Here is a 13,366-nt window from a genome sequence, read left to right as displayed (position 1 = left end):
AACGGTGTGCCGATCAGCCGGGCCGGCCGGTCGGCCGGGTTCAGCCGATCAGCTGGGAGAGGACGACGGAGGAGCGGCTGCGCTGCACGCCGGGCTCGCGCCGGATGCGCTCGATGACGGCTTCCAGGTGGCGCATGTCGGCGGCCCGCAGGTGCACGAGGGCGTCCGGGTCGCCGGTGACCGTCCAGGCGGCGACCACCTCGGGGAACTGGCGCAGGCTGGCCAGGATCTCCTCGGGGGCGGTGCGCTCGCGGCAGTAGACCTCGACGAAGGCCTCGGTCTGCCAGCCGAGCACGGCCGGGTCGAGCACCACGGTGAAGCCGCGCACCACGCCGCGGGCGCGCAGCCGGTCGATCCGGCGGCGCACGGCGGTGGCGGAGAGGTTCACCTGCAGGCCGATCTCGGCGTACGAGGCGCGGCCGTCGCTGCCGAGCCGGGCGAGCAGGAGCCGGTCGGTCTCGTCGAGGTCGGCCCCGACCACCTCGTGTGCTCGGCTGCTGGTCATCGGTGCGGGGCTCCACGGGTCGTGCGAGGGTCGGCGGCGGGGCGTCGCGTCGGCGGGCGGCACTGCCGAAACGGTTCGCCACCCATTCTGGCGGATGCCAGGAGCGAGTCCACCGCTGACAGATGACAGTCGGGCGACGTCCGGCTCACCGGCCGGAGGCAACCGGGACGGGACAGGACGACAAGAGCGGTTCTCGTCACATCGACAGGATGGCCATCGTCACTCTGACGCTAACCGGTTAGAATAGATAGCGTCAGTTAGACGAAAAGGCCCCACCGCTAGATCGGCCGCACAGAAGGGCACCCGCCCGTGACCACCACCATCACCGAGCCCTACGGCGTAGACCCCACTCCGACGCCGCTCGCCCTGCTCCTGCTCGGCCGGGAGGCCGACCCGAACAGCGAGCGCGGTGTCGAGTGCCCCGGTGACCTCCCCCCGGCCTCGGACCCGAACCTCGTCGAGCGCGCCCGGGCGGCCAAGGCCGCGCTCGGCGACCGCGTCTTCGTCCTCGGCCACCACTACCAGCGCGACGAGGTGATCGAGTTCGCCGACGTCACCGGCGACTCCTTCAAGCTCGCGCGCGACGCGGCGGCCCGCCCCGAGGCCGAGTTCATCGTCTTCTGCGGCGTGCACTTCATGGCCGAGTCCGCGGACATCCTGACCAGTGAGAAGCAGCAGGTCGTCCTGCCGGACCTCGCGGCCGGCTGCTCGATGGCCGACATGGCCACCGCCGAGCAGGTCGCCGAGTGCTGGGACGTGCTGACCGACGCCGGCATAGCCGACGTGACCGTCCCGGTCTCGTACATGAACTCCTCCGCCGACATCAAGGCCTTCACCGGCCGGCACGGTGGCACCATCTGCACCTCCTCGAACGCCCAGCGCGCCCTGGAGTGGGCCTTCGAGCAGGGAGAGAAGGTGCTCTTCCTGCCCGACCAGCACCTCGGCCGCAACACCGCCGTGCGCGACCTGGGCCTCTCGCTCGACGACTGCGTGGTCTACAACCCGCACAAGCCGGGCGGCGGCCTGACCGCCGAGCAGCTGCGCGACGCCAAGATGATCCTCTGGCGCGGCCACTGCTCGGTGCACGGCCGGTTCAGCCTGGACTCGGTGAACGACGTGCGCGAGCGGATCCCCGGCGTGACCGTCCTGGTGCACCCCGAGTGCAAGCACGAGGTCGTCGCGGCCGCCGACATGGTGGGCTCGACCGAGTACATCATCAAGGCCCTCGACGCCGCCGAGCCCGGCTCCAAGTGGGCCATCGGCACCGAGCTGAACCTCGTCCGCCGCCTGGCCAAGGCGCACCCGGACAAGGAGATCGTCTTCCTCGACCGCGCGGTCTGCTTCTGCTCGACCATGAACCGGATCGACCTGCCGCACCTGGTCTGGGCGCTGGAGTCGCTGGTCGAGGGCCGGGTGCCGAACGTGATCTCCGTCGACCCGGAGACCGAGAAGTACGCCAAGGCGGCGCTGGACCGGATGCTCGCCCTGCCGTAGCCGGCGAGCGGGCGCGGAACAGCGAAAGGGCGGGTCCCCTCCACGTGGAGGGGACCCGCCCTTTCGTCTGGCAGCAGCCGCAGTGCTACTCCGGGAAGCCCGGGATCACACCTTCGCCATCGGCCATCAGCAGCTCGCGGACCTCGTCGATGGTCGCGTCCGCGCTCGGCAGGATGAGCTCGGACGGCTCCAGCGAGTCCAGCGGCACCGGGGTGCCGTACTGCTTCACCGCGTCCAGCAGCTTGCCGTAGGCCTGCCTGAACTCGCCCTCGTCGCCCGACTCCAGCGCCCTGACGAGGTCGTCGTCGAGCTGGTTGAGCAGGTTGAGGTGGGCCTCCCCCACCTCGAACTGCCCCTCGCCCATGACCCTCATGATCATGCCGTGCGTCTCCCTGGTCCGTGCGGCGGGGCTCAGCCCTTGTTGTAGTTGATGCGGGGGGTGTCCTGCGGGTGCGCGTCCTGCGGCGCCTGCTGCGGCTTGCCCTGCTCGATCGCGGCCGGGCCGGAGGACGACCCGCCGCCCAGCTCGGCCTTCATCCGGGCCAGCTCCAGCTCGACGTCGGAGCCGCCAGCGACCCGCTCCAGCTCCGCCTCGATGTCGTCCTTGCGGCCGAGACCGCTCGCGTCGTCGAGCGCACCGGAGGCCAGCAGCTCGTCGATCGCGCCCGCCCGGGCCTGCATCTGGGCGGTCTTGTCCTCGGCCCGCTGGATGGCCAGGCCGACGTCGCCCATCTCCTCGGAGATGCCCGAGAAGGACTCGGCGATGCGGGTCTGCGCCTGGGCGGCGGTGTAGGTCGCCTTGATGGTCTCCTTCTTGGTGCGGAAGGCGTCCACCTTGGCCTGCAGCCGCTGGGAGGCGAGCGTGAGCTTCTCCTCCTCGGCCTGGAGCTGCTGGTACTGCGTCTCCAGGTCGTTGATCTGGGACTGCATGTTGGCCTTGCGGGTCAGCGCCTCGCGGGCCAGGTCCTCGCGGCCGAGGGAGAGCGCCTTGCGGCCCTGGTCCTCGTACTTCGCCGACTGCTGCTGGAGCTGGGTCAGCTGGAGTTCCAGGCGCTTTCGCGAGGTCGCGACGTCCGCGACGCCACGCCGTACCTTCTGCAGCAGTTCGAGCTGCTTCTGGTAGGAGTAGTCGAGCGTCTCACGCGGGTCTTCCGCCCGGTCCAAGGCCTTGTTCGCCTTGGAGCGGAAGATCAGCCCCATACGCTTCATGATTCCGTCGCTCATGGGCCTCGGGTGCCCCCTTCTCCGGCCTGCGGTATTAAATCTCGTTACCAGACACGACGAGTGTATGTGCAGCGAGCCCGTCGCCGCAGTGCACCTGCCTGCAACAAGACTGCTACAGCGACCGACGGCGGTTCCTCATCCCCCGGGTGGATCTGCCACTCATCCCCCCCATCGTCCCTCCGACTGATCCCCTACGGGAAGGGCTGGGAAAACCCCGGTCGGGCCGCGGAGCCGGATATCGATACGGGTTCGGATCCGAGGGGACCGGTGGAAGCTCCTCCGCACCCCGTACGCTGGTGTTGTGTTCCGACGCCGTTCAGATGATGCCGCCGCCTCCTCCTCCGTGCTGGAGAAGCAGGACGAGACGCCGCAGTCCCGCCACCCGGAGGCCAAGAAGGGCCGCCCCACCCCCAAGCGCAGCGAGGCCGAGGCCAGCCGTCGCACCCGGGTGGTCGTGCCCAAGGACCGCAAGGAGGCCGCCAAGCAGGCCCGCGAGCGGATGCGGGTCGAGCGTGAGAAGCAGCGCCAGGCCCTGATGGACGGCGACGAGCGCCACCTGCCTGCCCGTGACAAGGGCCCGGTGCGCAAGTTCGCCCGCGACTACGTGGACGCCCGCTGGTCGCTCGCCGAGTTCTTCCTGCCGGCCGCCGTGGTGATCCTGGTGATGAGCATCATCAAGATCTCCAACGTGCAGCTGCTGTCCACGCTGCTGTTCCTGCTGTTCTTCGTGTTCGTGATCCTGGACTTCGTCCGGCTCGGCTTCGGCCTGCGCAAGCAGCTCGCCACGCGCTTCCCGAACGAGAACACCCGCGGCGCGGTCGCCTACGGCATCATGCGCACCCTGCAGATGCGCCGGCTGCGCCTGCCCAAGCCGCAGGTGCGGCGCGGGGAGAAGCCCTGACCGCCGAACCGGTGGACTCCGGCTGGGCCCCTCCGCACTGGGAGGGGCCCGGCCTCTACGCACTCCCGGGGCAGGGCGACGGCGGTCACGACCGGATCGGCCAGGAGCGCCGGCTGCCCTCCCGCAGCGGCTCCTTCGCCGGCGGCACCGGCGCCTGGCTGGAGCGGCTCGGCGGACTGCGCAACTTCGTCCGCCAGGAGCTGGTCACCCGGCAGCTCGCCGAACAGCTGGTCGGGCGGCACGCGCAGCGCGTCCTCGACATCGGCTGCGGCCAGGGCACCCAGGCGCTCCGGCTGGCCCGGGCCGGCCACTACGTGACCGGCATCGACTCCGACCCGGTCGCGCTCGGCGTCGCCCAGGGGGCGCTCGCCGAGGAACCGCCCGAGGTGCGCGGCCGGCTGCAGCTGCTCAGCGGCGACGGCCACCAGTGCGGGCGCTGGTTCGGCCCGCGCAGCTTCGACGTGGTGCTCTGCCACGGCGTCCTGATGTACCTGCCCGACCCGGACCCGATGATCGCCTCGCTGGCCCGGCTGCTGGCGCCCGGCGGGCTGCTCTCCCTGCTGGTCCGCAACCGTGACGCGCTCGCGCTGCGGCCCGCCGCCGCCGGGGACTGGCGGGCCGCCCTGCACGCCTTCGAGAGCGACCGGTACTACAACCGGCTCGGGCTGGCCGCCCGTGCCGACCGGCTCGCCGACCTGACCGTCACCCTCTCCGAGGTGTCGGTGCCGCTGCGGCACTGGTACGGCGTCCGCGTCTTCACCGACACCGCGCCCGACGACGCCGCGCCGCCGGTGGACGGGCGGCAGCTGGCCCAGCTGCTGGAGGCCGAGGACCGGGCCAGCCGCACCGACCCGTACCGGCAGGTCGCGGCGCTGCTGCACGTCATCGGCTCCAAGTAGCCGGAGCCGTACGGCCTGGCGCTCAGGCCTCGTGCAGGCTCATCGAGTAGACGACCCGGTCGTCCTCCAGCAGCACGGCGTTGTCCACGCCGTCCTCCGCGAGCTGCTTCCAGGTCTCCCCGATCCAGGTCTCGGCGTCGCCCTGACCGGCGAACTCCTCCTGGCCGCCGGCCGGCGTCACCACGCTGCCGTCCGCCTTCTCGTACCGCCACGTCCAGACCATGTCGGCTCCTTCGCCCCTGACGCCGCGCCGCCTTGTGCGCTGCTGCGTGTGCTGCGCACCATAGCCTGCCCGCCCGGATCTTCCGTATGCCTGGTCGGGCAGGATGGGCACCATGGCGACCCACCTCCCGCTCCCCCGCACGCTGCTGCTCGGCGGCGCCCGTTCCGGCAAGTCCACCCGGGCCGAGGAACTGCTGGCCGGGCACCCCGACGTCCTGTACGTGGCCACCGGCGGCACCCGGGACGGCGACACCGAGTGGGCGCAGCGGGTCGCCCTGCACCGGGAGCGGCGGCCGGCGAGCTGGCGCACCGCCGAGACCTGCGAGCTGGAGGCCGTCCTCGCCGACCCCGCCGACCCGGCGCCGGTGCTGGTCGACTGCCTGGCGCTGTGGCTGACCGCCGTCATGGACGAGTGCGGCGCCTGGGACGACGGGGTGTGGGCGGACGGCGGCGAGGCGGCGGTGCAGCGGCGCTGCGACTCGCTGGCCCGGGCCTGGGCGGCCACCGGGCGCACCGTCGTGGCGGTGAGCAACGAGGTCGGCATGGGCGTCGTCCCGGCGACCGCCGCCGGGCGGCGCTTCCGGGACACCCTGGGCCGGCTCAACATGGCCGTCGCGGACGCCTCGGAACGGGTGCTGCTGGTCGTCGCCGGACAGGTTCTGACGGTCAAGCCGAGTCGGCCCACCCCCGGCGTGTAGCCTTCCGGACGATGGACACGACCGTGGATCTCGATACGTTCTCCTCGCTCGTCGAGCGCCCCGACGAGAGCGCCCGGCGGGCCGCCGACGAACGCTGGCAGGCGGCCGACCGGCCGCGCGGCGGGCTCGGGAAGCTGGAGGAGCTGGGCAGCTGGCTGTCGTCCGTGCAGGGGCGCTCCCCGGTACGGCCGGTGACGGCCCCCAAGGTGCTGCTGTTCGCCGGTGACCACGGCGTGGCATCACTCGGGGTCTCCCGGCTGCCCGCCGGCGGCACCGCGGCCCGGGTGCGGGCCGTCCTGGACGGCAGCGCGCCGGTCGCCCGGCTGGCCGCGCGCTACGGCGCCGAGGTGCGGGTGGTCGACGTCGCCGTCGACGCCGACCCGGCCGACTTCCCGGAGGAGGTGGTCGCGCACCGCGTCCGCCGCGGCTCCGGCCGGATCGACATCGAGGACGCGCTCACCCAGGAGGAGACCGTCCGGGCGTTCCGGGCCGGCATGGCCGTCGCCGACGAGGAGGCCGACGCCGGCACCGACCTGGTGCTGCTCGGCGACCTCGGGATCGGCTCCACCACGGTGGCCGGCGTGCTGATCGGCGCGCTGTGCGGGACGGACGCGGCCGCGGTGTGCGGGCGCGGCTCCGGCATCGACGACCGGGTGTGGATGGTCAAGTGCGCCACCATCCGGGACGCGCTGCGGCGGGCCCGCCCGGTGCTCGGCGACCAGCTGGCGCTGCTCGGCGCGACCGGCGGCGCCGACTTCGCCGCCATCACCGGCTTCCTGCTGCAGGCCGCCGCCCGCCGCCTGCCGGTGGTGCTGGACGGCGTGGTCTCGGCCGCCTGCGCGCTGGTCGCCCAGCGGATCGCCTTCCGCGCGCCGGAGTGGTGGCGGGCCGGGCAGCCCAGCGGCGAGCCCGCGCAGGCCAAGGCGTACGACCGGCTGACCCTGACGCCGCTGCAGGACCAGGGGATCACCATGGGCGAGGGCGTCGGCGCGCTGCTGGCGCTGCCGCTGCTGCAGGCCGCCGGGGACACCCTCGCGGACGAGGCGCCGCAGCCGTACGTGCCGCGCTCTCCGCAGGAGCCGAAGCCGCAGCCGAAGCTGCCCTCGGCGGCGGACCTGCTCCGCCGGCTGTAACCACGGCCACCCAACTGCCGCGCCGCCGGCCCGACTTCGGGACACGGGCGCCGGCCTTCCCCGCGCCCCCTGATGGGGCGCGGGGTTTCTCGTTGCACACGGAGGAGGAGCGGGGCCGATGCCGGACGGGCGTGAACGGGCCGACTGGGCCGAGGGGTTGCGGTTCGCGGTCGGGACGCTGTCGGTGCTGCGGGTGCGGGTCGACCGCTGGGACCGGGCGGCGGGCGGACGGGCGATGACGGCGGCGCCGCTGGTCGGGCTGGCGCTGGGCGCGATCGCGGCCTGCGCCGGGGCGTTCACGGCCTGGCGGGCCGGCGGACTCCTCGGCGCGGTGGCCGCGGTCGGCGTGCTCGCCGCCCTGACCCGCGGGCTCCACCTGGACGGCCTCGCGGACGTCGCGGACGGGCTGGGCAGCGGCAAGCCGGCCGAGGACGCGCTGCGGATCATGAAGCAGTCCGACATCGGGCCGTTCGGCGTGCTGACCCTGCTGCTCGTGCTGCTGGCCCAGGTCGCCGCGCTGGCCGGACAGTTCGGGCACTCGACGCTGCGCGGCGCGCTCGCGGTGCTGGCCTCGGCGGCCGCCGCGCGCTGCGCGCTCGCCTGGGGCTGCCTGCGGTCGGTGCCGGCCGCCCGGCCGGGCGGGCTCGGAGCGATGGTGGCGAGCACGGTCACGCCGGCCGCGGCGGTCGCGGCGACGGGCGGCACGGCGCTCGCCCTGACACTGCTCGGACTGTTTGACGGATGGTCAGCCCTGCGTCTCCCCGCGGCAGTTGTGCTCGGCGTCGGCTTCGCCCGACTGCTGCTCAGCCGGTGCGTGCGGCGCCTCGGCGGAATCACCGGGGACGTGCTCGGCGCGATGGCGGAGACGGCCGCCACGGGCACCCTGTTCGCCTTGGCGTTGCTCGGCTGACACCGGGCGGCGCGTGATCCCACCATGCGGACTACCATGCCTGGAGCACCGCAGCCCTGCACCGTGGCAGGTCCTGCCCGTCCGGCCCGTACCGCGGAGCCGGGGCCTCTGGTGTGCGCGGCCGCGACGGCGGACGCGCGCACCAGGGGGCCCGGACCCGGAGGCGCGCCGGCGGACCGGCCTGCGACGGCGGGCTGCGCCGGTGCGGCAGCCTCGCCGCGACCGGCCGTGGACCGCGAAAGAACAGGACGCATTACGTGACTGCATTGTCTGTGAGCACCTCCTCCGCCGCCTCGCTGCGCGCGGACGCCCTGGTGGTCGGTGTCGCCAAGGGCCCCAAGGGCATCGTGCTGGCCCCGGGCGCCGAGGCCGTGAACGAGGCGTTCGAGGGCAAGCTGGCCGAGGTCCTCAGCACCCTGGGCGCCACCGGCGCCGAGGGCGAGGCCGTCAAGGTGCCCTCCGCCGCCGGCCTGAAGGCCGCGCTCGTGCTCGCGGTCGGCCTCGGCGAGGCCGCCGAGTCCGGTTACGAGCTGGAGGCGCTGCGCCGCGCCGCCGGTGTCGCCGCCCGCACCCTGGCCGGCACCAAGAAGGCCGCGCTGGCCCTGCCGGCCGAGTCCGCCGAGGAGATCGAGGCGCTGGCGCTGGGCGGCCTGCTCGGCTCGTACGCCTTCGGCACCTACAAGGGCGAGGGCAACGGCAAGGAGCCGGTCGGCGAGCTGGTCCTGCTGACCGCCCGCAAGGGCAGCAAGGACGCCAAGGCCGCCGTCGAGCGCGCCGCCGCGCTCGGCGAGGAGATGAACCGCGCCCGCGACCTGGTCAACACCGCGCCGAACGACCTGAACCCGAAGAGCTTCGCGGCGATCGCCCAGGCGGCCGGCAAGGAGCACGGCCTCAAGGTCGAGGTGCTGGACGAGAAGGCGCTGACCAAGGGCGGCTTCGGCGGCCTGCTGGGCGTCGGCACCGGCTCGGTCAACCCGCCGCGGCTGGTGAAGGTGGCCTACACCCACCCGAAGGCGAAGGCCACCCTGGCCTTCGTCGGCAAGGGCATCACCTACGACTCGGGCGGCATCTCGCTGAAGCCGGCCGGCCACAACGAGACCATGAAGTGCGACATGGCCGGCGCCGCCGCCGTGTTCGCCGCCGTGGTCGCCGCCAAGCGCCTCGGCCTGACCGTCAACGTGACCGCCTGGCTCGCGCTGGCCGAGAACATGCCGTCCGGCTCCGCCACCCGCCCCGGCGACGTGCTGCGGATGTACGGCGGCAAGACCGTCGAGGTCCTGAACACCGACGCCGAGGGCCGCCTGGTGCTGGCCGACGCGATCGTGAAGGCCGGCGAGGAGCAGCCGGACGTCATCGTCGACGTGGCGACCCTGACCGGCGCCATGGTGCTGGCCCTGGGCAACCGCACCTTCGGCGTGATGGCCAACGACGACGAGCTGCGCGACACCCTGCACACCCTGGCGGGCGAGGTCGGCGAGCAGTCCTGGCCGATGCCGCTGCCGGCCGACCTGCGCAAGGGCATGACCGACTCGACCATCGCCGACCTGGCCAACATGGGCGAGCGGATGGGCGGCGGCCTGGTGGCCGGCCTGTTCCTGCAGGAGTTCGTGGCCGAGGGCATCGACTGGGCTCACCTGGACATCGCCGGCCCGGCGTTCCACGAGGGCGCGCCGTTCGGCTACACCCCGAAGGGCGGCACCGCGAGCGCGGTGCGCACCCTGGTCCGGTTCGCCGAGCAGACGGCCGCCAACGGCAAGGCCTGATCCGGTACCGCTCCACGACGGGGCCCGGCGCTTGTGCGCCGGGCCCCGTTTCGCGCTCCGCCTCGTACTCCGTGGCGGGTTACCTGCGAGTAGGGCGCTGATGTGGCGCGCACCCCTGTTCGCTGCGGGCGAAACTTTGTTCCACAGTGCGGAAGAGCCCCCGGCGGGACGCGCGGAAGACGCCCGTCCGGTGGCTGTCAACACCGCGCTGAGCTGCGATGATGCCCTTCGTCGGGGGGTGCCACCACCCCGGTGACCACTCTGTGGGACGCCCCCGGGGCAGACCCGGACATCAGCCACCGCGAACAAGTGCGAAGATGTATTTCCGGCACGACTGGGCGCCTCACAAAGGCTTCCGACCCACCGGACCGCGACCGGCCCGGCGACCCACCCCATTGCATGGAGGACGTGACGTGGCGAACGACGCCAGCACCGTTTTCGACGTAGTCATTCTCGGAGGCGGAAGCGGCGGTTACGCCGCGGCGCTCCGCGCCGCTCAGCTGGGTCTGAGCGTCGCCCTGGTCGAGAAGGGTGAGCTCGGCGGCACCTGCCTGCACCGCGGCTGCATCCCGACCAAGGCCCTGCTGCACGCCGCCGAGATCGCGGACGAGACGAAGGAGGCCGCCGAGTTCGGCGTGCTGGCCACCTTCCAGGGCATCGACATCAACGGCGTCCACAAGTACAAGGACGACGTCATCGCCGGCCTGTACAAGGGCCTGCAGGGCCTGGTGGCCTCGCGCAAGGTGACCTTCGTCCAGGGCGAGGGCAAGCTCTCCTCGCAGACCTCGGTGGACGTCAACGGCCAGCGCATCGAAGGCCGCCACATCGTCCTGGCCACCGGTTCCGTGCCGCGCTCGATCCCCGGCCTGGAGATCGACGGCAACCGCGTGATCTCCTCGGACCACGCCCTCAAGCTCGACCGGATCCCGAAGTCGGCCGTGATCCTGGGCGGCGGCGTCATCGGCGTCGAGTTCGCCTCGGTCTGGAAGTCCTTCGGCGTCGAGGTCACCATCGTCGAGGCGCTGCCGCACCTCGTCCCGCTGGAGGACGAGAACTCCTCCAAGCTGCTGGAGCGCGCGTTCCGCAAGCGCGGCATCAAGTTCGAGCTGAAGGCCCGCTTCTCGGGCGTCGAGTACACCGAGACCGGTGTCCGCGTCTCCACCGAGAACGGCAAGCAGATCGACGCCGACCTGCTGCTCGTCGCCATCGGCCGCGGCCCGGTCTCGGCCGGCCTCGGCTACGAGGAGAACGGCGTCGCGATGGACCGCGGCTACGTCCTGGTCGACGAGTACATGCGCACCAACGTGCCCACCATCTCGGCCGTCGGCGACCTCGCCCCGACCCTGCAGCTCGCCCACGTCGGCTTCGCCGAGGGCATCCTGGTCGCCGAGCGCCTGGCCGGCCTCAAGCCGATGCCGATCGACTACGACGGCGTCCCGCGCGTGACCTACTCCAACCCCGAGGTGGCCTCCGTGGGCATCTCCGAGGCCAAGGCCGTCGAGCTGTACGGCAAGGAGAAGGTCGTCACCCTCAAGTACAACCTGGCCGGCAACGGCAAGAGCAAGATCCTGAAGACCGCCGGCGAGATCAAGCTCGTCCAGGTCAAGGACGGCGCCGTGGTCGGCGTCCACATGGTCGGCGCCCGCATGGGCGAGCAGGTCGGCGAAGCCCAGCTGATCTACAACTGGGAGGCCCTGCCGGCCGAGGTCGCGCAGCTGATCCACGCGCACCCGACCCAGTCCGAGGCCCTGGGCGAGGCGCACCTGGCGCTGGCCGGCAAGCCGCTGCACGCGCACGACTGATCGCGCCCACCACCCCCCTTTTCCAGTACTTCCCGTACGCAAGACTTGATAGGAGTCGCTGAAACCATGGCGGTCTCAGTAACACTGCCCGCGCTGGGCGAGAGCGTTTCCGAGGGCACCGTCACCCGCTGGCTGAAGGCCGAGGGTGAGCGTGTCGAGGTCGACGAGCCGCTGCTCGAGGTCTCGACCGACAAGGTCGACACCGAGATCCCGGCCCCGGCTTCCGGCATCCTCTCCTCGATCAAGGTCGGCGAGGACGAGACCGTCGAGGTCGGCGCCGAGCTGGCGATCATCGACGACGGCACCGGCGCCCCGGCCGCCGCCCCGGCCCCCGTCGCCGAGGCCGCGCCCGTCGCCGCCCCGGCGCCGGTCGCCGCTCCGGTCGCCGAGGCCCCGGTTGCCGCTCCGGTCGCCGCCGCCCCGGCCGCTCCGGCCGGCGACGCCACCCCGGTGCTGCTGCCCGCGCTGGGCGAGTCGGTCACCGAGGGCACCGTCACCCGCTGGCTGAAGGCCGAGGGTGAGACGGTCGAGGTCGACGAGCCGCTGCTCGAGGTCTCCACCGACAAGGTCGACACCGAGATCCCGTCGCCGGTCGCCGGCACCCTGGTGAAGATCCTGGTCGGCGAGGACGAGACCGCCGAGGTCGGCGCCCAGCTCGCGCTGATCGGTGCCGCCGGTGCCGTCGCCGCCGCCCCGGCTCCGGTGGCCGCTCCGGCGCCGGTCGCTGCCCCGGCCCCCGCGGCCGCTCCGGCCCCGGTCGCCGCTCCGGCTCCGGTCGCCCCGGTTGCCGCTCCGGCTCCGGTCGCCGCCGCCCCGGCCCCCGTGGCCGCCCCGGCTCCGGCCCCCGTGGCCGCTCCGGTCGCCCCGGCCGCCCCGGTGGCCGACGCCGGTGACGCCTACGTCACCCCGCTGGTGCGCAAGCTCGCCGCCGAGCACGGCGTGGAGCTGTCCGCCGTCGCCGGCACCGGCGTCGGCGGCCGCATCCGCAAGCAGGACGTCATCGCCGCCGCGGAGGCCGCCAAGGCCGCTCCGGCCCCGGTCGCCGCTGCCGCCCCGGCCGCCGCGCCGAAGGCCGCCGCCGCGCCGTCCGCCCTGCGCGGCCAGACGGTCAAGATGACCCGCATGCGCAAGGTCATCGGCGACAACATGCTGAAGGCCCTGCACGAGCAGGCCCAGCTGACCAGCGTGGTCGAGGTGGACGTCACCAAGATCATGTCGCTGCGCGGCAAGGCCAAGGACTCCTTCCTCGCCCGCGAGGGCGTGAAGCTGTCCCCGATGCCGTTCTTCGTCAAGGCCGCCGCCCAGGCGCTGAAGGCCCACGCGGTCATCAACGCCCGGATCAACGAGGCCGAGGGCACCATCACCTACTTCGACACCGAGAACATCGGGATCGCGGTGGACTCGGAGAAGGGTCTGATGACCCCGGTCATCAAGGGTGCGGGCGACCTCAACATCGCCGGCATCTCGAAGAAGACCGCCGAGCTGGCCGACAAGGTCCGCGGCAACAAGATCACCCCGGACGAGCTGTCCGGCGCCACCTTCACGATCAGCAACACCGGCTCGCGCGGTGCGCTGTTCGACACCGTGATCGTGCCGCCGAACCAGGTCGCCATCCTGGGCATCGGCGCCACCGTGAAGCGCCCGGTCGTGATCGAGGCCGACGGCGGCACCGCCATCGGCATCCGCGACATGACCTACCTGTCGCTCTCCTACGACCACCGCCTGGTGGACGGCGCCGACGCCGCCCGCTACCTGGTCGCGGTCAAGGAGATCCTGGAGGCCGGCGAGTTCGAGGTCGAGCTCGGCCTGTAAGGC

At 72.8% G+C, this 13,366-nt stretch carries 13 protein-coding genes; 9 read left to right on the top strand and 4 right to left on the bottom strand.

What is annotated here, in order from left to right:
- Nucleotides 1-40: 40 nt before the first annotated feature.
- Nucleotides 41-505 carry an Lrp/AsnC family transcriptional regulator gene (locus ACPC54_RS00890; RefSeq protein ID WP_045692189.1) on the bottom strand — a complete coding sequence of 155 codons (465 nt, stop codon included), beginning with the start codon at nt 503-505 and terminating at the stop codon, nt 41-43.
- 309 nt (nt 506-814) lie between these two features.
- Here ACPC54_RS00890 and nadA point away from each other — a divergent pair, with 309 nt between their 5' ends.
- A complete protein-coding gene (gene nadA / locus ACPC54_RS00885) occupies nt 815-1,999 on the top strand; it encodes a quinolinate synthase NadA (protein WP_498959723.1) in 1,185 nt (394 codons plus the stop codon).
- Between the two features lie 85 nt (nt 2,000-2,084).
- Here the strand turns inward: nadA and pspAA are convergent, their stop codons facing one another.
- Together pspAA and ACPC54_RS00875 are read right to left on the bottom strand one after the other, a co-directional pair.
- Nucleotides 2,085-2,378 carry a PspA-associated protein PspAA gene (pspAA, locus tag ACPC54_RS00880; protein ID WP_498959721.1) on the bottom strand — a complete coding sequence of 98 codons (294 nt, stop codon included), beginning with the start codon at nt 2,376-2,378 and terminating at the stop codon, nt 2,085-2,087.
- Nucleotides 2,379-2,410: 32 nt separating this feature from the next.
- Nucleotides 2,411-3,223 carry a PspA/IM30 family protein gene (locus ACPC54_RS00875; RefSeq protein ID WP_498959719.1) on the bottom strand — a complete coding sequence of 271 codons (813 nt, stop codon included), beginning with the start codon at nt 3,221-3,223 and terminating at the stop codon, nt 2,411-2,413.
- Between the two features lie 301 nt (nt 3,224-3,524).
- Here ACPC54_RS00875 and ACPC54_RS00870 point away from each other — a divergent pair, with 301 nt between their 5' ends.
- Nucleotides 3,525-4,124, top strand: coding sequence for a DUF3043 domain-containing protein (locus ACPC54_RS00870; protein ID WP_498959717.1), 600 nt, complete (start codon nt 3,525-3,527; stop codon nt 4,122-4,124).
- A 158-nt stretch (nt 4,125-4,282) separates the two neighbouring features.
- Nucleotides 4,283-5,023: a methyltransferase domain-containing protein gene (locus ACPC54_RS00865; RefSeq protein WP_498960530.1), complete on the top strand. Its 741-nt coding sequence runs from the start codon at nt 4,283-4,285 to the stop codon at nt 5,021-5,023.
- A gap of 22 nt (nt 5,024-5,045) precedes the next feature.
- On the opposite strand, the gene ACPC54_RS00860 is transcribed toward ACPC54_RS00865, so the two are convergent.
- Nucleotides 5,046-5,246 carry a hypothetical protein gene (locus tag ACPC54_RS00860; RefSeq protein WP_498959715.1) on the bottom strand — a complete coding sequence of 67 codons (201 nt, stop codon included), beginning with the start codon at nt 5,244-5,246 and terminating at the stop codon, nt 5,046-5,048.
- A 112-nt stretch (nt 5,247-5,358) separates the two neighbouring features.
- On the opposite strand from ACPC54_RS00860, the gene cobU reads away from it, so the two are divergent.
- The 6 genes from cobU (at nt 5,359) to sucB (ending at nt 13,363) form a co-directional block, all read left to right on the top strand.
- Nucleotides 5,359-5,943 carry a bifunctional adenosylcobinamide kinase/adenosylcobinamide-phosphate guanylyltransferase gene (gene cobU, locus ACPC54_RS00855; RefSeq protein WP_498959713.1) on the top strand — a complete coding sequence of 195 codons (585 nt, stop codon included), beginning with the start codon at nt 5,359-5,361 and terminating at the stop codon, nt 5,941-5,943.
- 11 nt (nt 5,944-5,954) lie between these two features.
- Nucleotides 5,955-7,076, top strand: a complete 1,122-nt coding sequence (locus tag ACPC54_RS00850; protein WP_498959711.1) for a nicotinate-nucleotide--dimethylbenzimidazole phosphoribosyltransferase — start codon at nt 5,955-5,957, stop codon at nt 7,074-7,076.
- 118 nt (nt 7,077-7,194) lie between these two features.
- Nucleotides 7,195-7,986, top strand: coding sequence for an adenosylcobinamide-GDP ribazoletransferase (locus tag ACPC54_RS00845; RefSeq protein ID WP_498959707.1), 792 nt, complete (start codon nt 7,195-7,197; stop codon nt 7,984-7,986).
- A 257-nt stretch (nt 7,987-8,243) separates the two neighbouring features.
- Nucleotides 8,244-9,749: a leucyl aminopeptidase gene (locus ACPC54_RS00840; RefSeq protein WP_498959705.1), complete on the top strand. Its 1,506-nt coding sequence runs from the start codon at nt 8,244-8,246 to the stop codon at nt 9,747-9,749.
- A gap of 413 nt (nt 9,750-10,162) precedes the next feature.
- On the top strand, nt 10,163-11,551 hold the full coding sequence (lpdA, locus tag ACPC54_RS00835) for a dihydrolipoyl dehydrogenase (protein ID WP_045692197.1): 1,389 nt from the start codon (nt 10,163-10,165) through the stop codon (nt 11,549-11,551).
- 66 nt (nt 11,552-11,617) lie between these two features.
- Nucleotides 11,618-13,363, top strand: a complete 1,746-nt coding sequence (gene sucB, locus ACPC54_RS00830) for a 2-oxoglutarate dehydrogenase, E2 component, dihydrolipoamide succinyltransferase (protein ID WP_498959702.1) — start codon at nt 11,618-11,620, stop codon at nt 13,361-13,363.
- Nucleotides 13,364-13,366: the final 3 nt, after the last annotated feature.

Source organism: Kitasatospora sp. NPDC094028, assembly GCF_049543595.1.
Classification (GTDB): Bacteria; Actinomycetota; Actinomycetes; order Streptomycetales; family Streptomycetaceae; genus Kitasatospora.
Note: the sequence above shows the minus strand (reverse complement) of the source record. Positions and strands in the feature narration are given on the sequence as shown.